The organism is Streptomyces kryoterrae (genome assembly GCF_054072135.1).
Window position 1 is genome coordinate 814951 of sequence record NZ_CM133358.1, and the last position, 21323, is coordinate 836273.

Here is a 21323-nt window from a genome sequence, read left to right on the forward strand (position 1 = left end):
CGGCCGGACCGGCCCGCACAGGACAGACCTGGGGTGCGGGGGAAACTAGGCGGAACAGGCGGTACCCGCGCCCTCGGGCGCGCCGAACCGGGCGAGGCAGTGCCACACCATCTTCAGGTGCTGGAGTTCATGGCGTCCGGTGCGTGCCGCGTCGCCGATGATCCGTGGGTCGATGCGGCCGTCCTCGGCGATCCGGGCGCCCAGTTCGACGTACTCGGGTCCCCGGTAGTCGGCGTGGCGGCGCAACTCCCCTACGGAGAGCCGGTATCCGGGGTGCCATTCGAGCGGTACGGGCAGGGTGCGGGCCGCCTTCTCCACCGGGGTGCCGCGATAGCTCGCGTCGAGGACCAGCGCCTCCACGTCCCGGGCGAGCGCGACGGGACCGTGCACCTGGGCCTCGATGTAGTCGTCGAGCGCGTCCTGTGTGTCCGCCTCGGCCAGGGCGACGAGGGACATACCGGCGGCGACCCCGAAGTGGTCGGGTTCCGCCGCGCTGTCCGGGTAGCAGAAGGTGGCCCGGGCGAGGGCGGCGCCGGTCAGCCGGAAGTGCGCTGAGCCGAACCTCGGTGCGGCGCCCACGACTTGACGGCGGAAGTTCAACGCGCCGTACACCGGACGCTGTTGGGCGGGCGCGCTGTCGTACGCCCCGGCGAACATCCGGCTCTCCCAGCGCCGGCGGTCGCCGCCGGGATGGGCGGTGAGCCCGCCGTTGCTGGTACCGGTGACGAACTGGGAGCGGTAGAAGCCGTCCTTGGCCAGCGCCCGCAGCAGAGGCAGTTCACGGACCGTCCGGTCGGGGTGGAAGTTCAGGGTGACCCGGAGGTCAGGGGGCACAGCCGGGCCGGCGGAGAGGGCGGCGACATGGCGGAGGGCCTGCGTGTGCACGGAATCGAGGTCGCCCATCATGCGCATCAGGAGATCACCCGGCGGCCCCTGAGATCCAGAATTTTTTGGTCACCGAGGGAAACTCCCTGATCGCGTGAGGAATGCCTCCCTCCGCCTGCCGCGCGCTCGGGGGCTTCGCTGAGTAGGCTCGGTTCCTTTGTGGGAAGGGAGGTGTGCGCATGCGCGTGGTACCAGGTGAGTGGGCGGCGTCCGTCGTCCGGTTCGTGCGAAAGCGCCGCGAGCCCGTGGTCGTGCAGTCGCTGCGGTCGGCGGCGGCCGCGACGATCGCGTACGTCGTCGCGCTCCGTCTCAGTCCCGAGGCCGCGCCGCTCACTGCCCCGCTGACCGCGCTCCTCGTCGTCCAGGTCACCCTCTACGCCACCATCACCACCGGCATCCGCCGGGTGAACTCCGTGGTCGCCGGGGTCGTCATCGCGATCGGCTTCAGTGTGCTGGTGGGCCTGACGTGGTGGAGCCTCGGGCTGATCATCCTGGCCTCGCTGGCGGTCGGGCATCTGGTGCGGGTCAGTGAGTTCGTGCCCGAGGTGGCGATCAGCGCGATGCTGGTGCTCGGCGTCACACGGGTCGGCGACACGGCCTGGGCCCGGGTCCTGGAGACCGTGATCGGCGCGGTCGTCGGGCTCGCCTTCAACCTGCTGTTCGCTCCCCCGGTGTGGGTGGACGCGGCCGGCCAGTCCATCGAGGGGCTGGCGCGCCGGGTACGGCAGTTGATGCTGCGTATGGGTGAGGAGGCCGCCGGCCGCACCCCCGTGGACCACGCGACCGCCCGTCTGCACGAGGCCCGCCGGCTCGACCACGACATCGTCGAGGTGGACGCGGCCCTGAAACAGGCCGAGGACAGCCTGCGGCTCAATCCGCGCGTCCGGGAGGGCCTGTTGCACCGGGTGGTGCTGCGCACCGGCCTGGACACGCTGGAGATCTGCACGGTCGTCCTGCGTGTCCTCGCCCGCAGCCTCACCGACCTGGCCAAGGAACGGGAGCCGGAGCGGCTGTTCGCCCCGGAGACGGGCGCCGCGCTGGAGCGGCTGCTGGCCGAGATCGCCGACGCGGTGGTCAGTTTCGCGGTCCTCGTCACCACCGACGTCAGTGTCAGCGCCGAGTCGGCGGAGAGCCGCCTCACCACCGAGCTCCGGGCCGCGACAGCCACCCGCGACAAGCTCGCCCAGCTGCTTCTCGCGGAGATCCAGCGGGACGCGCGGCAGTGGCAGCTGCACGGTGCCGTCCTGACCGAGGTCAACCGCATCCTCGACGAGCTGGACACCGAGCACCGCTCCCGACGGCTGCTGGAGGAACTGGACCGCTGCACCCGTGAGGAGCGGGAGCGGATGTCCTGGTTGACCCGGCTGCGGAAGTACGTGAAGCACGTGCGCGTTCCGGGCCGGAACCACAAGGCGGTGTCACGTCGTTCTATGTGACGAAGTCACACAGGACAGAACGACTGGCACCGACCGGGATTGAGGGGGCTGCGCATGGGTGACTCCGGTGTGCGGATCGACGGGAACACACTCAGGCTGCCGGGCGGTGTGGCCGTGCGGTTCATCCGCACCCTCCGTCTGCCGGAGACCGGCACGCATCCACTGCCGCCGGGGCTCGGCGAGTTCCCGGTCCGCCGGGTCGCCGACTACGCCGACACGGTGCCGGAGGCCTGGCGGGCGCGCGGTGGGGTGCTGCTGCCGGTGTATCTGCGCGAGGCGATGTGGCTGAGCTTCGGGGGCACGACGCAGCCCGCCGCGTTGCAGGTCGGTGTGGGCAAGGTGTGCGCGGTGTCGGGCGAGCCGTGGAGCGACCGGCTGTCCAGGAAGCCGCAGAACTACGTGGTGCTGCCGCGTCAGCCCTGGCTCGATGGCATCAACTCGGGCAGGGGCACGGTCCGCCAGTTCGTGGCGGTGCCGCTCGGGCTGGGCGCGACCGTCGAGGGCCAGGTCACCGGCGAGGAGGTGTGGGGCGGCGTACAGCTCCGGTCGTTCCCGCTGACCGACGCGGAACTGGCGAAGTGGCGCGAGGAGGAGCAGCGCCGGGCGGAGCGGGCCCGGGCGATCGCTTCGACCGGGGGGTACGGCGGGGCCGTACCCATGGCGCCCATGGCGATGGCCGCCCCGCCTGCGCCCGGTGGCGCGGCGGGGCCGCAGCGGTCGGGGGCGGCGATGGGTCTGGGCGTCGGCGGCTCCATGCGCCAGGAGGTCTACCGGGACGACCGGCCGCTCACCGCCTGGTCCGAGCGCCCTGCCGGACGCGTGTTCGTGCACCTCGTGACGCCACCCGAGTGGCGCCGTATCACCGGCGAAGCCCCGCCCCCGTCCCCCGTGGACCGCGCGGCGTACACGCGGGCGGGTCTGCCCTGGTTCGACTACTTCGACCAGGACGCCGAGGACCTTGCCCCCACGGACCCCCTGACGGCCGTGAAACCGGTCGGCGACTGGCTCGGCGACGACCACGAGCCCTGGCAGGCGCCGTCACCGGGACAGGTGGAGCCGCTGACGGGGAAGCCGGTGGAGGACGGAGACTGGTAAGCCCGCCTGCGTTGCAATCTGCGCAACGCGCGTTGCTTTTCTTGTATGTGCCGGCTGATCCAAGTCACGTACGCGTACCTGGCGAACCGGGGGCACAACAGCCTGACGCGGTACGCCGTCGAGGCGGGCGGGGCCCGTCTCCGGCTCCTCGGCACGGTGCCGGTCGCGGGCGACTTCCCGCGCCACATCGCCCTCTCGCCGCACGGGAACCTGCTGTTCGCGGCGAACCAGCGCTCGAGTACGGTCAGCGTCTTCCACGTCGACCGCGCGAGCGGTGAACTGCGGCTGGCGGGCGAGCCGTTCGCGTCACCGGTCGTCGTCTGTGCGCTGCCGCTGTAGCGCGCGGGGGCAGGAGGCGGCGCCGGCCCGGGTGAGCAGGATGTGCATGCGCTCGGTGAGCTGGGAGACGGTGTCGGCGGGCTGGTGGAACGCCAGCCGTACGTCGCCGTGGGTGCGGGCGCGCTCGATGCGCAGGGTGAGCCCGTGCCGGTCGACGGCGAGCGGCTGGACCTTGACGGCGCCGTGCAGGCTGTCCGGCTCGACCAGACGGGTGAGTCGCTCGACGGCGTCGCCGTGGCAGTCGGCGAGGTGGGTCAGCAGTCCCGCCTCGGCCGTGGCCAGCGGGTCGGGCGCGGCGGCGGCGAACTCGTCGAGGTCGACGACGACGGCACCGGAGGTCTGGCGCAGCACCACGCGCGTCGGACGGAACGCGAGCCGCTCCCCTTCGGCGGAGAACCAGCCGGCCATCCACAGCCGGGCGCGGATCCGGCTGCGCACGGGGACGGGCGAGACGTCGGCGAACTCCAGCACGGCCGACGGCTCGCCGCGTGGGGCGCAGACGGCGGCGGCGAGCAGCGCGCTGTCCGCCGGTACGTCCAGGACCACCCGGCCGTCCTCGCCAACGGTGTGCGCACCGACGAACTCCTCGCGCCCGCCGTCCGCGGTCACCGCGCAGGACCACGCGGCGGCGAGTACCGAACGCGCGCGTTCCGCCGCTGCGGGCGCGGCCGTCCAGGTCTGACTGTCACCCATCCCGATCTCCTTAGGTAAGCCTTGCCTAACCTATCGAAGATCCGGGCGTACGCCAACCACCTCCCGCAAGGAGACCGACCGCGAACAGCCGCTCAGGGCGCGAGGGTGCCGAGCAGCGACCGCGCGCACAGGTCCCGTACCTGCTGCCGGGACAGGTCCGAGCCGCGCAGCCACTCCAGGCACACGGCGGTCGTGAACGCCAGCCAGCCGCGGACGGCGAGCCGCAGGTCGGGCCGCTTCTCGGACAGCCGCCCGAACTCCGGGTCGGCCGTCAGTGCCGCGAGGATCTGCCGCTCCTGCGCGGCCAGTGCCCGCTGATAGACCTTCCGCACGGCCTGGTCGCCGGACGCGTCGGCACGGTGGAAGGCGCGATAGCCGTGCGCGTGCTCCTCGACGTACGCGAGGAAGGCGTCGAGGTTCGCGTCGAGCTGCTCCCGTGCGGGAACGCCCGGCACGGTGGCCGTCATGCGCAGCATGCGCTCGCTCTCGCGCTCCACGACGGCAGCGAAGAAGTCCCGCTTGGTCGGGTAGTAGTGGTAGAGCAGCCCGCGCGAGACCCCGGCGATCTCGGCGACCTGCTCGATCCACACATCGTCGTACGGGCTCTCCGAGAACAGCCGCGCGCCGACCGCGAGGAGCTGCTCCCGGCGCTCCCCGGTACTGAGCCGGCGACGCGTGCGCGCACCCTCTTCCGCGGCCATGTCCGCACTTTACTTGACGCCGATTCAACAGCGGGATCAGACTGACCCCGTTATTGAATCCACGTACAACAGCATCAACACGCCCCTGCATCAAGGGAGATGGCGTCATGACCGAGACGGCGACCCGGAGCGCTCCGTCCAGGGGATTCCGCAGTGCCGAGCTGGGCTGGCCGGAGCTGCACCGGATCCCGCGTCCGCCGCACCGGATCCCGCTGCTCGGCGATCTGGTCGGCGTCCGTCCCCGTACGCCCCTCCAGGACTCGATGCGGATCGGGCTGCCCCTGGGGCCGATCTTCCGGCGCAGGGCGTTCGGCAAGGAGATCGTGTTCGTGTGGGGCGCGGATCTCACCGCCGATCTGGCGGACGAGTCACGCTTCGCCAAACATGTGGGCCTCGGGGTGGCCAACCTCCGTCCGGTCGCCGGGGACGGGCTGTTCACCGCGTACAACGACGAGCCCAACTGGCAGCTGGCGCACGACGTCCTCGCCCCCGGCTTCAGCCGCGAGGCGATGGCCGGCTACCACCCGATGATGCTCGCCGTGGCCGAGCGGCTCACGGCCCACTGGGACGGGGAACTGGCCGCCGGCCGCGCGGTGGACGTGCCCGGCGACATGACGAAGCTGACCCTGGAGACGATCGCGCGCACCGGCTTCGGGCACGACTTCGGCTCCTTCGAGCGCGAGCGCCCGCACCCCTTCGTGACGGCGATGGTGGGGAGTCTGAACCACGCGCAGTATCTGAACATCGTCCCCGCCCCGCTCGCCCCACTGCTGCTGCGCCGGGCCACGCGCCGCAACGAGGCCGGCACGGCGTACCTGAACCGCACGGTCGACGAGCTCATACGGGCCCGCCGGGCGTCGGACGGCGAGGGCGGCGGCACGGGCGACCTTCTCGACCGCATGCTCGACACCGCCCACCCGGAGACCGGCGAACGCCTGGCGCCGGAGAACGTGCGCCGGCAGGTCCTCACCTTCCTCATCGCGGGCCACGAGACCACGTCCGGTGCGCTCTCCTTCGCCCTGCACTACCTCTCCCGGCACCCGGAGGTCGCCGCCCGCGCCCGCGCCGAGGTGGACCGGGTCTGGGGCGGGGCGGCCGTCCCCGGCTACGACCAGGTCGCCAAGCTGCGTTATGTGCGCCGGGTGCTCGACGAGTCGCTGCGGCTGTGGCCGACGGCGCCCGGCTTCGCCCGCGAGGCCCGGCACGACACGGTGCTCGGCGGCGAGCATCCGATGCGCGAGGGCGCCTGGACGCTGGTCCTCGCTCCGCTGCTGCACCGCGACCCGGCCGTCTGGGGCGCCGACGCCGACCGTTTCGACCCGGACCGTTTCGACGCGGCGGCCGTGCGCTCCCGCCCCGCACACGCGTTCAAACCCTGGGGCACCGGGGCCCGGGCGTGCATCGGCCGCCAGTTCGCCCTGCACGAGGCGACACTCGTCCTCGGTCTACTCCTGCGCCGCTACGACCTGAGGCCCGACCCGGACTACCGGCTGCGGGTGGCGGAACGGCTGACGGTGATACCGGAGGGACTCCGGCTGCATCTCGAACGCCGGTCCCCGGGGCCGGAGTTGGCGGCTGCCTGAACCGTCACCTCACAGATGAATTTCCCGGCGTGTCGGGGTCTCCACATACAGAGGAAAACAACCTGCGCTACTACAGAGGCAGACCCTTGAGACGCGGGAGAGACCATGTGCACCCATCAGCCTTCGTGCCCGGCCGTCGACAGTCCGGACCATGACGCGGCCGTCATCGTCACCGCCCACCCGGAGCAGGGCTGGAACCTGCTCTGCAACGGAACCATCGTCTTCGACGACACGGGTGAACTCCTGCCGGACGGACGGGCCGTGGGCCCGCTGCGCGGCGTCGGCGGACTCGCCGTCGCCGCCTGAGCGACCGGTGGTCGTCACACCTCGTCGCGGGTCAGGGCGAGCAGCCGGTCGAGCACCCGGGGGCCGCCCGCCCGCACTCCGTCGTGCTCGAACTCGTCCGTCACCCAGGTGCGCAGGCCCCGGACGGCGCGGGCCGTCCGGAGGGAGTGGGCGGTGTCGACGTACATGTCGTCGTGGTAGACGGCGGCCGCGACCGGCACCTCGTTGACGGCGAGCCGGTCCGGTTCGTACAGGGGCGGCCAGCCCCGCCCCCCGGCCAGGTCCTCCGCGGTCTCGCGCAGCGGGCGCAGGGCGGGGTCGTTGTCGAACATCCAGGGGTGCACGGACTCGCCCGTGAACAGCAGCGGACCGTCGCCGGTCAGCGTCTTGGCGGCGTCGAACTGCGGGAACTCGCGGCGCACCCGCTCCGCGGCCCAGTCCGTGGGGCCCGCGTCCTGGCCGTAGACCGCCTCGTGGAGGAGCGCGTACAGCGGGTGACCCGCGTACGACAGCAGCCCCTGGGCCTCCTCCTGGAAGGAGTCGGACAGGGCGGGGCCCTGCGGAGTGCGGACGAAGGCGTCCTCCAGCAGGAAGTGAAGCCGGTGGCTGCCGTCGCCGCGGCCGAGCATGATGCCCAGCGACTGGAACGCCTCGACGGTGAACCGGTAGCCGTTCGGCAGGGTGATGTCGTGCTGGAGGAGGTGCTCGGCGATCTGCCGGGCCCGCTCGACGTCCTGCGGGTAGCGGGCGTAGTGCGCGGCGACCTTGCGTTCGATGCGCGGGTAGGCGGCCCGGTAGACGTCGTCGGCGCTCGCGTCGAGGGAGGGCAGCCCGCCGGTGATGACGACGGTGCTCAGGCCCTCAGGCGCGTTGGACAGATAGGAGACCGCGCAGAAGCCGCCGAAACTCTGGCCGAGGACAGCCCAGGGGGCGCCCCCTGTGACCTTGCGACGGATGGCCTCGCAGTCACGGACGATCGAGTCGGCACGGAAGTGGGCCAGGTAGTCGGCCTGTTCGCCGGGGCCGCCGCGCAACGGAAGGGTCTGGCGGTTGGCGGGTGTGGAGGCACCTGTGCCGCGCTGGTCGAGGAGCAGCACCCGGTACTCCCGCAGAGCCCGCTCCAGCCAGGCCTCACGGCCGATGAAACGGTTCGCCCCGAAGCCTGGGCCGCCCTGCAGATAGACCAGCCAGGGCAGTTCGGCGTCCACCCTGTCGCTCGCGACGACCTCGCGGGCGTAGAGCTCGATACGCTCCCCGGCCGGGTCGTCGTGGTCGAGGGGGACAGTGAAGCGACGGTCGGTGAGGACGACACCGACCTGCCGGTAGCTGGCGGACAACAGGGCTCCTTGAACGTACGGATTCCGAACCGTCGTCCAGTCCAGCACAGATTCTTCGCCCGGCCGACCCCGTGGATCAAGAAATTCCCGGGAACCGCTACTGAACGGGGGCTCAGCGCGCCGAAAGGCTGGAGCGCCGGACCACCAGCTCCGGCTGGAGCACGACCCTGCGGTGGGAGTGCCGCCTCCCGCCGGACTCCGCCTCCGTCTCGGTCTCCTCCAGGAGGAGTTCCGCGGCCAGGGCGCCCATGGTCACGGCGGGCTGGCGGACGGAGGTCAGGGGGACGGCCGCGGCGGCGGCGAACTCGATGTCGTCGTAGCCGACGATGGCGAGGTCGTCGGGGACACCGACGCCGGCCGCGTACATGGCCTGCAGGACTCCGAGGGCGAGCAGGTCGTTGGCGCAGAAGGCGGCGGTCGGGCGGTCGGCGAGACCCAGGAGGCGGGCGCCGGCGTCCCGGCCCGCAGCGACGTCGAGGCGCTCGGTGGGCAGCTCGCGCAGGGCCGAGGGGCTGAGGCCGGCCTCGGCGAGCGCGTTCATGGCGCCCGTACGGCGGTCGCGCACCTGGTTGAAACCGGGCGGTCCGCTGACGTACGCGATGGAGCGGTGTCCGGCGTCGATGAGATGGCGGACGGCCAGTGCGCCGCCCGCGACGTCGTCCACGGACACCGAGCACTCGGTGGTGCCCTCGGCGACCCGGTCGACCAGGACGAACGGGATGCCGTGACGGCGGAACGCCTCGATGTTGCGGCCGGTCGCGTCGGCCGGGGTCAGCAGCACACCGCGCACCCGCTGCTCGGCGAAGAGCGACAGGTAGTCGGCCTCCTCCCCGGCGCTCTGCGCGCTGTTGCAGACCATCACACCGAGCCCGGCGTCCCGCGCGGCCCGCTCGGCACCGCGTGCCACGTCCACGAAGAAGGGGTTGCCCATGTCCAGGACGAGCAGCCCCATGATCCGGCTGCGCCCGGCGCGCAGCTGACGGGCCGACTCGCTGCGGACGTAGCCGAGGCGGTCGATCGCGGACAGCACACGGGCACGGGTCTCGGTGGCGACCGAGTCCGGGCGGTTGATGACGTTCGAGACCGTGCCCACCGAAACTCCGGCGGCGCGGGCTACGTCCTTGATACCCACCGGCTGGGCCATCAGGCGGGGACCTCCAGGGAAACGAACGGTGGCGGGCAGGCCTTTACATTAGCGGCCTGCCCGCCCTTGACTAATCCGCTGATCGTTCCGGTCACGCGGGAAGCCGGAAGTCGACGACATGGAGCGCCGAGGGGGTCGTACCGCTCGACGTCTCCTGGTAGAGGACGGACAGGACGTTGTCCTGGGCGATCCGGGTCTCGTCGATCACGACCTCACCGAAGGCGTTCAGATCGCTGCCGTCGAACAGCACGGTCCAGTCGGTGTAGCCGGAGGACTTCGAGGCACCGGCTATGCGCCCGAACGGGAAGATCGCGTAGGCGTTGTCGTACTTGTCGAGGACCAGCTTGGTGCGCTGGCTGGAGTTCAGCGGGACCGGGATCTCGGTCTTCTGCCAGGTGCCGGCGGAGTTCTTGCGCAGATGGAAGGCGCGGCCGTTGGCGGTGCGGTTGGTGACGTAGTTGGTGGTGCACTGGCCGAAACGGCCGGGGACGTAGCTGATGATCGCGTGCGGCAGCCCCGACGAGTCGGTGAACTGGCTCTCCTGGTTCATCAGGGAGTGATCCGGGTTCAGCGCGTCGACCACCAGGCCGCTGTCCGTCACGGCGACCTTGTCGGAGCCGCCGGTGGTGCCGACGAGGGTGCCCGCGTTGTTGCGCCAGGTGCGGCCCCGGTCGTCGGAGTAGACGTAGCCGGTGTCGTGGTTGGTGATGCCGCCGCTGTTGCACATGACGGCGCCGTTCTGCTCGCGCCAGGTGAAGAACGAGTGCAGGCGGCCGTTCCTGTCGTAGTCGATGCCGTGCAGGTACATGTTGCGGACCGTGGAGGAGCCGTGTTCGCTGGTGTACGTGCCGGTGGAGCTGGACCACTCGCCGAGGTTGGTCCAGGAGGTGCCGTCGTACTCGGCGAGCGCGTTGCGGCCGTTGCCGGAGATGCCGACGCGGTAGCTGAGCTGGAGCTTGCCGTCGGGCAGCGAGACGAACTGCGGGTACGTGAACTGGGTGGTGAGCGCGAGTCCGTCGAGCGTCGACTGGGGTGTGCCGAATCGGGCCGCCGTCCAGCTGAGCCCGGACGGGTTGTCCAGGAGCCCGGCCACCGACTTGACGTAGGTGAAGCCGTCGCTGTGCGAGTCCATGTTGAGGTGGAGGCGGCCGTCGGTCCTGGAGACGCCCATGGAGATGACGTTGTGCGAGTCGCCGGCCTTGAGGGTGTGCCCGACCTGGACCGTCGACCAGGTGGTGCCGCCGAGGACGCGGCGGCCGACGACGGCGTTCTTGTCGGCGGTGTACCAGACGGCGTACTGGTAGCCCTTGTAGGTCAGCAGGCCGTTCTTCTGGAACGAGTTGTTGTTGACCAGGCCGTCGTAGGAGACGAAGAACACGGCCTGGGAGTCGAGCGTGGTGGTGCCGGTCCGGGTGACCGAGGGACCGGGGTCCGCGGCGCGGGCGCTGCCGACGGCGAAGGCGGGGGTCACCACGGCGCCTGCGAGGGCGGCGCCCAGCAACGTACGTCTTTTCATCTCGGGGACTCCGTTGTCTTGCGAAATGAGCGTAAGGAAAGGAACGAGAGGAATCAGCTGGGTAGCTGGGTGATCAGGCGAGGTGGAACACCTCGGTCAGGGGCTTCATGGCCTCGTCGGGACGGGCGCCGTCCAGCGATTCGAAGAACGGCGCCATCTCCGCCTGCCAACGGGCGTTGATCTCCGCGGCTTCCATGCCGGCCTGGGCGGCGGCGAAGTCCTCGGTCTCCAAGTAGCCGACCAGCAGGCCGTCTTCGCGCAGGAAGAGCGAGTAGTTGTGCCAGCCGGTGGCCGAGAGCGCGTCGAGCATCTCGGGCCACACGGCGGCGTGCCGCTCGCGGTACTCGTCGAGGCGGTCCGCCCGGACCTTCAGCAGAAAGCACACACGTTGCATCAACAGCCCCTGGCCAATCAGAAGTTGAACTGGTCGATGTTGTCCTTGGTGAACACGGTCGGCTTGCCGAGGCTGATCACGCTGTCCTTGCCGATGGTGTACGAGCCCATGTCGCCGGCCTTGAAGGTCTCGCCCTCCTTGCCGGTGATCTGACCCGACACCAGCGCGACAGCGGTGTAGGCGGCCAGCTCGCCGAGCTTCGCCGGGTCCCACAGCTCGAAGCCCTCGACGGTGCCGTTCTTGACGTACTTGCGCATGTCGTTGGGGGTGCCGAGGCCGGTCAGCTTGACCTTGCCCTTGTACTTCGAGCCGGACAGGTACTGGGCGGCGGCCTTGATGCCGACGGTGGTCGGGGAGATGATCCCCTTCAGGTTCGGGTACTCCTGGAGGAGTCCCTGGGTCTGCTGGAAGGACTGCTGGGCGTCGTCGTTGCCGTACGCGACCTTGACCAGCTTGATGTCCTTGTACTTCGGGTCCGCGAGCTCCTTCTTCATGAAGTCGATCCAGATGTTCTGGTTCGTCGCGGTCTGGGCGGCGGACAGGATCGCGATGTCGCCCTTGTAGCCGATCTGCTCGGCGAGCAGCTGCACCTCGGTACGGCCCAGGTCCTCGGCGCTGGCCTGCGAGACGGCGGCGTTGCGACAGTCCGCCTTGGTGTCCGAGTCGTAGGTGACGACCTTGATGTCGTTCTTCATGGCCTGCTTGAGCGCGGTGCACAGGGCGCCCGGGTCCTGCGCGGACACGGCGATCGCGTCGACCTGCTGCTGCGTCAGGGTGTTGACGTAGGAGACCTGCCCGGAGGTGTCCGTGGCGCTGGTGGTGCCGACCTCCTTGTAGCTGGAGCCCAGTGCCTTCAGCGCGGTCTCGCCGCCCTTGTCGGCGGAGGTGAAGTACGGGTTGTTGACCGCCTTCGGCAGGAAGCCGACGGTCAGGCCCTTCTTGGTGGCCGCGTTCGGGTCGGCCTTGCCGGTCGCGGCGGCCGAGGCGCCCTCGTCCTTGACGTCGTTCTTGGTGGTGCCGCCACAGGCGGTGAGCGCCAGAGCGAGCGAGGTGGCCGCGGCGAGAGCCGCGGAGGCACGGCGGACGGATGACTTACGCATGAGGGTTCCTTGTCAAGAGAGGGTGAGGAGGAGCGCCCCTTTCAGGGGCGCGGGGCTGTATCCATGTGCGGCTCCGCCGCGCGGGCGCGGCCAGCCACAGCGGGCCCGCAGCTTGCAGACGGCCTTCTACGTCAACCTTTGGGACGCCCTCGCCAACGAGACCTGCCGAGCAACCCGAGGGCCGAGCACGGAAAGCACCAGCAGGATGCCCGTGACGACAATCTGTGATTGAGCCGAAACATCCTGAAGGCTCATCACGTTCTGCAACGCCCCGAGGAGAAACACCCCGGCGATGGCGCCACCAAGCGTTCCCTTGCCACCGTCGAAGTCGATGCCCCCGAGCAACACGGCCGCGATGACGGAGAGTTCGAGCCCCGTGGCGTTGTCGTAGCGAGCGCTGGCGTAGTGCAGCGCCCAGAAGATCCCGGTGAGGGAGGCCGTGAGACCGGTCACCGCGAACAGGATCAGCTTCTGCCGCTTGACCCGGAGGCCGGCGAAGCGGGCCGCCTCCTCGTTCGCGCCGATCGCGAACAGCGAGCGGCCGAACGGGGTGGCGTGCAGCACGACCACGGCGATCGCGAGCAGCACGAGGAAGGGCAGCAGGGCGTACGGGATGAAGGTGTCCCCGATGCGTCCGGCGGCGAAGTCCAGGTACTGGGTGGGGAAGTCGGTCACCGCGTCGGAGCCGAGCACGATCTGTGCGATGCCCCGGTAGGCGGCCATGGTGCCGATGGTGACGGCGAGGGAGGGCAGCCCGAGCCGGGTGACGAGCAGCCCGTTGACCAGCCCGCAGACGACTCCGAGGAGCAGACAGACCGGGATGATCACCTCGATCGTCAGGCCCTGGTTCCACAGGGCACCCATCACGGCGCCGGAGAGGCCGGCGGTGGAGGCGACGGACAGATCGATCTCGCCAGAGACGACGAGGAGGGTCATGGGCAGCGCGATGAGCGCGATCGGGAGGGTGTTGCCGATCAGGAAGGACAGGTTGAGCCCGTTGCCGAACCCGTCCACGAACCCGAAGGACAGCAGCAGGACGACGACGAGGAGGACACCGACGGCGGAGTCCCACCTGTTCAGGGAGGTCCCGCGGATGGCGCGCGCGAGCGACGAGTCAGCCATGGCGGGCGTTCCTCTTCTTCAGGGCGGAGGCCACGCGCAGGGCGACGATCCGGTCGACCGCGATGGCGAGGATGAGCAGGACGCCGTTGATGGCCATGACCCACACGGAGCTGACGCCGAGGGCGGGCAGCACGCTGTTGATGGAGGTCAGCAGCAGCGCGCCGAGCGCGGCCCCGTAGACGCTGCCCGAGCCTCCGGTGAAGACCACACCGCCGACCACGACCGCGCTGACGACGGTGAGTTCGTACCCGTTGCCCGTGCTGGAGTCGACGTTGCCGAACCGCGCGAGGTAGAGCGCGCCGGCGAGTCCGGCCAGGCCACCGCAGAAGGTGTACGCGGTGAGGATCCGCTCGCGCACGGGGATGCCGGCGAGCCGGGCGGCCTCGGGGTTGGAGCCGAGCGCGTACAGCTCACGGCCGCTGCCGAACTGCCGGAGGTAGTAGGCGGTGGCGACGAGTACGGCGAGGGCGATCAGCGCGAGATACGGGACCGCCGAGATACCGCTCGACCCGAAGTCGACGAACCCGTTCGGGAGGTCGGCCGCCGTGATCTGCCGGGAGCCGACCCAGATGGAGTCGATGCCGCGGATGATGTAGAGCGTGCCGAGGGTGACGACGAGGGCGGGTACCTGTCCGAAGCTGACGAGGAGCCCGTTGAGGAGCCCGAAGCCGATGCCGAGGAGGACGGCCAGGGCGATGGCCACGACGGGGTTTCCGCCGTCCTGGAGGTAGAGGCCGGCGGCGAAGGCGCTGATGCCGAGCGTGGAGCCGACCGACAGGTCGACGTTGCGGGTGATGACCACCAGCGACTGGCCGGTGGCGACCAGGACCAGGATCGTCGCGTTCAGCAGCAGGTCCTTGATGCCCTGCTCGGACAGGAACTCGCTGTTGCCGGCCTGGGTGACGACGATCATCACCAGGAAGACGACCAGGATGGCGAGTTCGCGCATCTTGAACACGCGGTCCACCAGCCGGGTGCCACTGGACTTGGGCACCTCGGCGGCGGGGGCGGGATTGGGAGCGGTCACCGTCATGCGGCGGCCCTCCCGGTGGCTGCGGCCATCACCGTTTCCTCGGTTGCTTCGGAGCGCGGGATCTCGGCGGCGAGGCGGCCCTCGTGCATCACGAGCACGCGGTCGGCCATGCCGAGGATCTCGGGCAGGTCGGAGGAGATCATCAGCACGGCCACCCCGTCGGCGGCCAGCTCGCTGAGCAGACGGTGCACCTCGGCCTTGGTGCCGACGTCGATGCCTCGGGTGGGCTCGTCGACGATCAGTACCCGGGGGCCGGTGGCGAGCCACTTGGCCAGGACGACCTTCTGCTGGTTGCCGCCGGACAGCGTGTTGACGGTGTCGGCGATGCGGGCGTACTTCACCTGGAGCCTGACGGCCCAGTCGAGGGAGCGGCTGCGCTCGGCGCCCCGGTCCATGAGCCCGGCCCTGACGGTCGTACGCAGGCCGGTGAGGCCGATGTTCCGCTCGATGGACATGTCCATCACCAGGCCCTGGGCGCGCCGGTCCTCGGGGACGAGGGCGAGCCCGGCGGCCATGGCCGTGGAGGGCGCTCCGTTGGTCAGCAGGGTGCCGTCCACCTCGACCTCGCCGGCGTCCCAGCGGTCGATGCCGAAGACGGCCCGGGCCACCTCGGTACGGCCGGCGCCGACGAGTCCGGCGAGGCCCACGATCTCGCCGTGCCGGACCTCGAAGGAGACGTCGGTGAAGACGCCCTCGCGAGTCAGCCGACGCACGCTGAGCGCGACCTCGCCGGCCTCCACGTCCTGCTTCGGGTAGAGCTCGTCGAGGTCGCGGCCGACCATCCGGCGTACGAGATCGTCCTCCGTCATGCCCTCCAGCGGCTCGCTGGCGATCCAGGCACCGTCACGGAGGGTCGTCACCTGCTGGCAGATCTTGAAGATCTCCTCCAGCCGGTGCGAGATGAACAGCACGGCTGCGCCCTGTTCGCGCAGGGTGCGGACGACGCCGAAGAGGCGGGCCACCTCGCTGCCGGTGAGGGCCGCGGTCGGCTCGTCCATGATCAGGACGCGGGCGTCGAAGGAGAGCGCCTTGGCGATCTCCACGATCTGCTGGTCCGCGATGGACAGGCCGCGTGCGGGACGGTCGGGGTCGAGTTCGACGCCGAGTCGCCGCATCAGCGCGGTGGTCGCCGCGTGGGTGGCCTTGTGGTCGATCCGGCCGAGGGCGCGCCGGGGCTGGCGGCCCATGAAGATGTTCTCGGCGATCGAGAGGTCCGGGAAGAGCGTGGGTTCCTGGTAGATCACGGCGATACCCGCGTCGCGGGCGTCGCCGGGGCCGTGGAAGACGACGGGCGCGCCGTCGAGCAGCACCTGGCCGGCGTCCGGTCGGTGCACCCCGGCGAGCGTCTTGATGAGGGTCGACTTGCCGGCGCCGTTCTCACCGGCGAGTGCGTGCACCTCGCCGGGAAACAGCTGCATGGAGACGTCCCGCAGGGCACGCACCGCACCGAAGGACTTCGAGATGTCCTTGAGTGCCAGCACAGGGGCCGGCCCCGGGTCGGACGGGTGGGTCATGAGGGCTCCTCGACGACGCCGGTGGGACTGGCCTCACGACGTCGTGAAAGGTTTCAACTGGGTTGCCGGGACGTTAGACATGGGAGCCATGTCACGTCAATGGGTCCGTATCGAAATTCTTTCGATAATCGAAGGTCACAGGCAAGTCACGGTAGCCAGAATCGGTCAGAGGGCTTGACACCCCTTCGGGGGGCTCATAGCTTCCCGTTCTGAATCGTTTCATCAGATCGTCGTTCCGCGTGCTGATTCCCAGCAGTCGTTCCGACCGGATGTCACAGGAGTCCTGAAGTGACCGAGCTCAGCGCGGTGAAGGCCGCTCTCAAGGCCCAGGCCATCGAAACGCCGTCGTGGGCGTACGGGAACTCGGGGACCCGTTTCAAGGTGTTCGCCCAGCCCGGCGTCCCCCGCAACCCCTTCGAGAAGCTGGACGACGCCGCACAGGTGCACGCCTTCACCGGTGTGGCCCCGACCGTCGCCCTGCACATTCCGTGGGACAAGGTCGACGGCTCCGATGGATACACGAATCTTGCCAAGTACGCCGAGGAGCGCGGCCTGAAGCTGGGCGCGATCAACTCGAACACCTTCCAGGACGACGACTACAAACTCGGCAGCATCTGCCACCCGGACGCGGTGGTGCGCCGCAAGGCGCTCGGTCACTTGCTGGAGTGCGTCGACATCATGGACGCGACGGGGTCCAAGGACCTGAAGCTGTGGTTCGCCGACGGGACGAACTATCCCGGTCAGGACGACATCCGCGATCGGCAGGACCGGCTCTCCGAGGCGCTGGCCGCGGTGTACGAGCGGCTCGGCGACGACCAGCGGATGCTCCTCGAGTACAAGTTCTTCGAGCCGGCCTTCTACGCGACGGACGTCCCGGACTGGGGCACGGCGTACGCCCACTGCCTCAAGCTCGGCCCGAAGGCCCAGGTCGTGGTCGACACCGGGCATCACGCGCCCGGGACCAACATCGAGTTCATCGTCGCGACGCTGCTGCGTGAGGGGAAGCTCGGCGCGTTCGACTTCAACTCGCGGTTCTACGCGGACGACGACCTGATGGTCGGCTCGGCGGACCCGTTCCAGCTGTTCCGGATCATGTACGAGGTGATCCGGGGCGGCGGGTTCGTGCCCGAGGTCGCGTTCATGCTGGACCAGTGCCACAACATCGAGGCGAAGATTCCGGCGATCATCCGGTCGGTGATGAACGTGCAGGAGGCGACGGCGAAGGCACTCCTCGTCGATGCGTCGGCGTTGGGTGCCGCTCAGCGGGCCGGGGATGTGCTGGCCGCCAACGCGGTGTTGATGGACGCGTACAACACGGATGTGCGGCCGTTGCTTGTGGAGGTTCGGGAGGAGCTGGGGCTGGACGGGGACCCGATCGCTGCGTATGCCCGGTCCGGGTGGGGGGCGAAGATCGTTGCGGAGCGGGTTGGTGGGGAGCAGGCCGGTTGGGGGGCGTGACTTCCGCGTCTCGTCCGGCAGGTTCGGTTCGTCGCGGACCACCGGTTCGTTGTGGCTTGTCGCGCCCACGCGGCGGTAGCCGCAAATTGATACAGCCCCGCGCCCCTATCGGGGCGCTCCTCTTCCCCCTCGTTTGATTCATTACGTAAGGATTGATCTCGCATGGCAACCCATCCCGAAGCCGCCGCCCTCATCGCCCGGTCCCGTCGGCTTGGTGCTGACGCCCGTAATACGAACTACGCGGGTGGCAATACGTCCGCCAAGGGGACCGACGTCGATCCCGTCACCGGTGGTGATGTCGAGCTGATGTGGGTCAAGGGGTCCGGGGGTGACCTGGGGACCCTGACCGAGGGGGGGCTGGCCGTGCTGCGGCTGGACCGGCTGCACGCGCTCAAGGGGGTCTATCCGGGCGTCGAGCGCGAGGACGAGATGGTCGCCGCGTTCGACTACTGCCTGCACGGCAAGGGTGGGGCGGCGCCCTCCATCGACACCGCGATGCACGGGCTCGTCGACGCCGCGCACGTGGATCACCTCCACCCCGACTCCGGTATCGCGCTCGCCTGCGCGGCCGACGGCGAGAAGCTGACCGCCGAGTGTTTCGGGGACGGCGTGGTCTGGGTGCCGTGGCGGCGCCCCGGGTTCCAGCTCGGCCTGGACATCGCCGCCGTGAAGGCCGCCAATCCGCAGGCGATCGGATGCATCCTCGGCGGGCACGGCATCACCGCCTGGGGCGACACCGCCGAGGAGTGCGAGAAGAACTCGCTGCACATCATCCGTACCGCCGAGGCGTTCCTCGCCGAGCGCGGGAAGGCCGAGCCGTTCGGCCCGGTGATCGAGGGGTACGCGGCCCTCGCGCCCGAGGAGCGGCGTGAGCGGGCCGCCGCGCTCGCCCCGTACGTGCGGGCCATCGCCTCGCAGGACAAGCCTCAGGTCGGACACTTCAGCGACGCGGACGTCGTGCTGGACTTCGTGTCGCGCGGCGAGCACCCGCGCCTCGCCGCTCTGGGCACCTCCTGCCCGGACCACTTCCTGCGCACCAAGGTCAGGCCGCTCGTCCTCGACCTGCCGGCCGCCGCGCCCCTGGACGAGGCCATCGCTCGGCTGAAGGAGCTGCACGCCGAGTACCGCGAGGAGTACGCGGCCTACTACGGGCGCAACGCCCTGCCCGACTCCCCCGCGATGCGCGGCGCCGACCCGGCGATCGTGCTGATCCCCGGCGTGGGCATGTTCAGCTTCGGCAAGGACAAGCAGACCGCGCGGGTGGCCGGCGAGTTCTACGTCAACGCGATCAACGTGATGCACGGGGCCGAGGCGGTCTCGACGTACGCGCCGATCGAGGAGTCCGAGAAGTTCCGGATCGAGTACTGGGCGCTGGAGGAGGCGAAGCTCCAGCGGATGCCCAAGCCCAAGGCGCTGGCCACTCGGGTCGCTCTCGTCACCGGTGCGGGCAGCGGGATCGGCAAGGCCATCGCCGAGCGGCTGGTCGCCGAGGGTGCCTGTGTCGTCGTCGCCGACCTCAACGCCGAGAACGCCCAGGCTGTGGCGGAGGAGCTGGGCGGGGCGGACAAGGCCGTCGCCGTCACCGTCGACGTGACGAGCGAGGAGCAGATCGCCGAGGCGTTCCGGGCCGCCGTGCTGGCCTTCGGCGGGGTGGATCTCGTCGTCAACAACGCCGGGATCTCCATCTCCAAGCCGCTGCTGGAGACCACCGCGCGGGACTGGGATCTGCAGCACGACATCATGGCGCGCGGTTCGTTCCTCGTGTCGCGTGAGGCGGCGCGGATGATGATCGCGCAGGAGCTCGGCGGCGACATCATCTACATCGCCTCCAAGAACGCCGTCTTCGCCGGACCGAACAACATCGCCTACTCCGCCACCAAGGCCGACCAGGCGCACCAGGTGCGGCTGCTCGCCGCCGAACTGGGCGAGCACGGCATCCGGGTCAACGGCATCAACCCCGACGGTGTGGTGCGCGGTTCCGGGATCTTCGCCGGTGGGTGGGGCGCGCAGCGTGCGGCGACGTACGGCATCGAGGAGGAGAAGCTCGGCGAGTTCTACGCCCAGCGGACCATCCTCAAGCGCGAGGTGCTGCCCGCGCACGTCGCCAACGCCGTCTTCGCCCTGACCGGCGGTGAGCTCACGCACACCACCGGGCTGCACGTGCCGGTCGACGCCGGCGTGGCCGCCGCCTTCCTGCGATGACCCGGACCGTGAAGTCGTACGCCGCGGTCGACCTCGGCGCGTCCAGTGGGCGTGTCATGGTCGGCCGGGTCGGGCCCGACACGCTGGAGCTGGCCGAGGCGCACCGGTTCGTGAACCGGCCCGTGCGGGTGCCCGAGGGGCTGCGCTGGGACGTTCTCGCGCTGTACGGGGGTGTGCTCGACGGGCTCCGGGCGGCGGGTACCCACTGCGGTGGAGCACTCGACTCCGTCGGCATCGACAGCTGGGCCGTGGACTACGGGCTGCTGGACGCCGACGGGGCCCTGCTGGGCAACCCGGTGCACTACCGGGACGCCCGCACCGAGGGTGTCGCGGAGAAGGTGTGGGCGTCCGTCCCGGCCGCCGAGCTGTACGCGGCGACCGGGTTGCAGTACGCGCCTTTCAACACCCTCTACCAGCTGACGGCGGCCCGAGACACCCGCCAACTGGCCGCCGCGCAGCGGCTGTTGCTCATCCCCGATCTGCTGGCGTACTGGCTGACGGGCGAGGCCGGCACCGAGCTGACCAACGCCTCCACCACCCAGCTGATCGATCCCCGCACGCGCGACTGGGCCCATGACATCGCGCGGAAGCTGGACATCGACCTCGGGCTGTTCGCGCCGCTGCGGCTGCCCGGTGATCCGGCGGGTGTGCTGCGGGCCGAGGTACTGGAGGAGACCGGGCTCACCGGGCCGGTGCCGGTGACCACGGTCGGGTCGCACGACACCGCCTCGGCGGTGGCGGCCGTTCCGGCGGTGGACGAGCGGTTCGCCTACATCTGCACCGGCACCTGGTCCCTGGCGGGCCTGGAGCTGGAGGCGCCCGTCCTCTCCGAGGAGAGCCGGGCCGCCAACTTCACCAACGAGCTGGGGCTCGACGGCACGGTCCGCTATCTGCGCAACATCATGGGGCTGTGGCTGCTCCAGGAGTGCGTACGGGCCTGGGGGAACCCGGAGTTGGGCGACCTGTTGCGGGCGGCGGCCGAGGCGCCGGGGCTGCGGTCCGTCGTGGACGCGGGGGACGCGGCGTTCCTGGCGCCGGGCCGGATGCCGGAGCGGATCGCCGAGGCGTGCCGGCTCTCCGGGCAGCCGGTGCCGGTGACTCCTGGCGAGATCACACGCTGCATCCTCGACTCCCTCGCCCTCGCCCATCGGCGGGCGGTGGCGGACGCCCAGCGGCTCGCCGGGCACTGTGTCGACGCCGTGCACATCGTCGGGGGCGGGACGCGCAACGCGCTGCTGTGCCAGCTCACCGCCGACGCCTGCGGGTTGCCGGTGGTGGCGGGTCCGGCCGAGGCCGCCGCGCTCGGCAACGTCCTCGTCCAGGCGAGGGCCCACGGACTCGTGGGCGACCGTACGGACATGCGCCGGCTGCTCGCCCGTACCCAGCCGCTGACCCGCTACGAGCCTTCCGGCGACCCGGCGGCCTGGCGTGCGGCTCAGGCCCGTCTCACCGAAGTCCGGTGAGACGGGGATTCCCCCACCGCGCG

Annotated in this window: 18 protein-coding genes and 1 pseudogene; 8 read left to right on the forward strand and 11 right to left on the reverse strand. The window is 70.4% G+C overall.

The features are described from left to right. Positions 1-45: 45 nt before the first annotated feature. Positions 46-912 (reverse strand): DUF3626 domain-containing protein, encoded by an 867-nt coding sequence (locus ACW4TU_RS03185; protein ID WP_457424390.1) that lies wholly within the window; start codon positions 910-912, stop codon positions 46-48. Between the two features lie 152 nt (positions 913-1064). Between ACW4TU_RS03185 and ACW4TU_RS03190 the strand changes: the two genes are divergently transcribed. From ACW4TU_RS03190 to ACW4TU_RS03200, 3 genes and pseudogenes are all read left to right on the forward strand, one after another. Further along, positions 1065-2321 (forward strand): FUSC family protein, encoded by a 1257-nt coding sequence (locus ACW4TU_RS03190; protein WP_457424392.1) that lies wholly within the window; start codon positions 1065-1067, stop codon positions 2319-2321. A gap of 54 nt (positions 2322-2375) precedes the next feature. Continuing rightward, positions 2376-3416 (forward strand): hypothetical protein, encoded by a 1041-nt coding sequence (locus ACW4TU_RS03195; protein ID WP_457424394.1) that lies wholly within the window; start codon positions 2376-2378, stop codon positions 3414-3416. Positions 3417-3485: 69 nt separating this feature from the next. Then, positions 3486-3755: pseudogene (locus ACW4TU_RS03200) on the forward strand (lactonase family protein); the annotation flags it as partial. Here ACW4TU_RS03200 and ACW4TU_RS03205 read toward each other — a convergent pair. Continuing rightward, positions 3723-4448, reverse strand: a complete 726-nt coding sequence (locus tag ACW4TU_RS03205; protein ID WP_457424396.1) for a DUF2470 domain-containing protein — start codon at positions 4446-4448, stop codon at positions 3723-3725. The pseudogene ACW4TU_RS03200 and the gene ACW4TU_RS03205 overlap by 33 nt on opposite strands. Before the next feature lie 92 nt (positions 4449-4540). After that, positions 4541-5149 carry a TetR/AcrR family transcriptional regulator gene (locus ACW4TU_RS03210; RefSeq protein WP_457424398.1) on the reverse strand — a complete coding sequence of 203 codons (609 nt, stop codon included), beginning with the start codon at positions 5147-5149 and terminating at the stop codon, positions 4541-4543. Between the two features lie 107 nt (positions 5150-5256). Here ACW4TU_RS03210 and ACW4TU_RS03215 point away from each other — a divergent pair, with 107 nt between their 5' ends. Beyond that, entirely contained in the window at positions 5257-6732 is a 1476-nt protein-coding gene (locus ACW4TU_RS03215) for a cytochrome P450 (RefSeq protein ID WP_457424400.1), read from the forward strand. A gap of 105 nt (positions 6733-6837) precedes the next feature. Then, a complete protein-coding gene (locus tag ACW4TU_RS03220) occupies positions 6838-7038 on the forward strand; it encodes a DUF5999 family protein (RefSeq protein WP_457424402.1) in 201 nt (66 codons plus the stop codon). Between the two features lie 14 nt (positions 7039-7052). On the opposite strand, the gene ACW4TU_RS03225 is transcribed toward ACW4TU_RS03220, so the two are convergent. The 8 genes from ACW4TU_RS03225 to ACW4TU_RS03260 form a co-directional block, all read right to left on the reverse strand. Continuing rightward, positions 7053-8354, reverse strand: coding sequence for an alpha/beta fold hydrolase (locus ACW4TU_RS03225; RefSeq protein ID WP_457424404.1), 1302 nt, complete (start codon positions 8352-8354; stop codon positions 7053-7055). Positions 8355-8466: 112 nt separating this feature from the next. Continuing rightward, the gene (locus ACW4TU_RS03230) at positions 8467-9498 is read right to left on the reverse strand and encodes a LacI family DNA-binding transcriptional regulator (protein WP_457424406.1); all 1032 of its coding nucleotides are present in this window, start codon (positions 9496-9498) and stop codon (positions 8467-8469) included. Between the two features lie 91 nt (positions 9499-9589). Next, positions 9590-11014: a BNR repeat-containing protein gene (locus ACW4TU_RS03235; RefSeq protein WP_457424408.1), complete on the reverse strand. Its 1425-nt coding sequence runs from the start codon at positions 11012-11014 to the stop codon at positions 9590-9592. A gap of 73 nt (positions 11015-11087) precedes the next feature. After that, a complete protein-coding gene (locus ACW4TU_RS03240) occupies positions 11088-11408 on the reverse strand; it encodes an L-rhamnose mutarotase (RefSeq protein ID WP_330286043.1) in 321 nt (106 codons plus the stop codon). Between the two features lie 17 nt (positions 11409-11425). Beyond that, entirely contained in the window at positions 11426-12508 is a 1083-nt protein-coding gene (rhaS, locus tag ACW4TU_RS03245) for a rhamnose ABC transporter substrate-binding protein (RefSeq protein WP_457424410.1), read from the reverse strand. Between the two features lie 126 nt (positions 12509-12634). Continuing rightward, positions 12635-13630, reverse strand: a complete 996-nt coding sequence (locus tag ACW4TU_RS03250; RefSeq protein ID WP_457424412.1) for an ABC transporter permease — start codon at positions 13628-13630, stop codon at positions 12635-12637. Further along, positions 13623-14663 (reverse strand): ABC transporter permease, encoded by a 1041-nt coding sequence (locus ACW4TU_RS03255; RefSeq protein WP_457424414.1) that lies wholly within the window; start codon positions 14661-14663, stop codon positions 13623-13625. The genes ACW4TU_RS03250 and ACW4TU_RS03255 overlap by 8 nt, the downstream gene beginning before the upstream one ends. Beyond that, positions 14660-16177, reverse strand: coding sequence for a sugar ABC transporter ATP-binding protein (locus ACW4TU_RS03260; RefSeq protein ID WP_457424416.1), 1518 nt, complete (start codon positions 16175-16177; stop codon positions 14660-14662). The genes ACW4TU_RS03255 and ACW4TU_RS03260 overlap by 4 nt, the downstream gene beginning before the upstream one ends. 288 nt (positions 16178-16465) lie before the next feature. Between ACW4TU_RS03260 and rhaI the strand changes: the two genes are divergently transcribed. From rhaI to ACW4TU_RS03275, 3 genes are all read left to right on the forward strand, one after another. Beyond that, a complete protein-coding gene (gene rhaI / locus ACW4TU_RS03265; RefSeq protein WP_457424418.1) occupies positions 16466-17635 on the forward strand; it encodes an L-rhamnose isomerase in 1170 nt (389 codons plus the stop codon). 162 nt (positions 17636-17797) lie between these two features. Beyond that, complete coding sequence (locus ACW4TU_RS03270; RefSeq protein WP_457424420.1) at positions 17798-19837, forward strand: bifunctional aldolase/short-chain dehydrogenase; 2040 nt, start codon at positions 17798-17800, stop codon at positions 19835-19837. Further along, positions 19834-21300 (forward strand): rhamnulokinase, encoded by a 1467-nt coding sequence (locus ACW4TU_RS03275; RefSeq protein WP_457424422.1) that lies wholly within the window; start codon positions 19834-19836, stop codon positions 21298-21300. Before ACW4TU_RS03270 ends, ACW4TU_RS03275 begins: the two co-directional genes overlap by 4 nt. Positions 21301-21323: the final 23 nt, after the last annotated feature.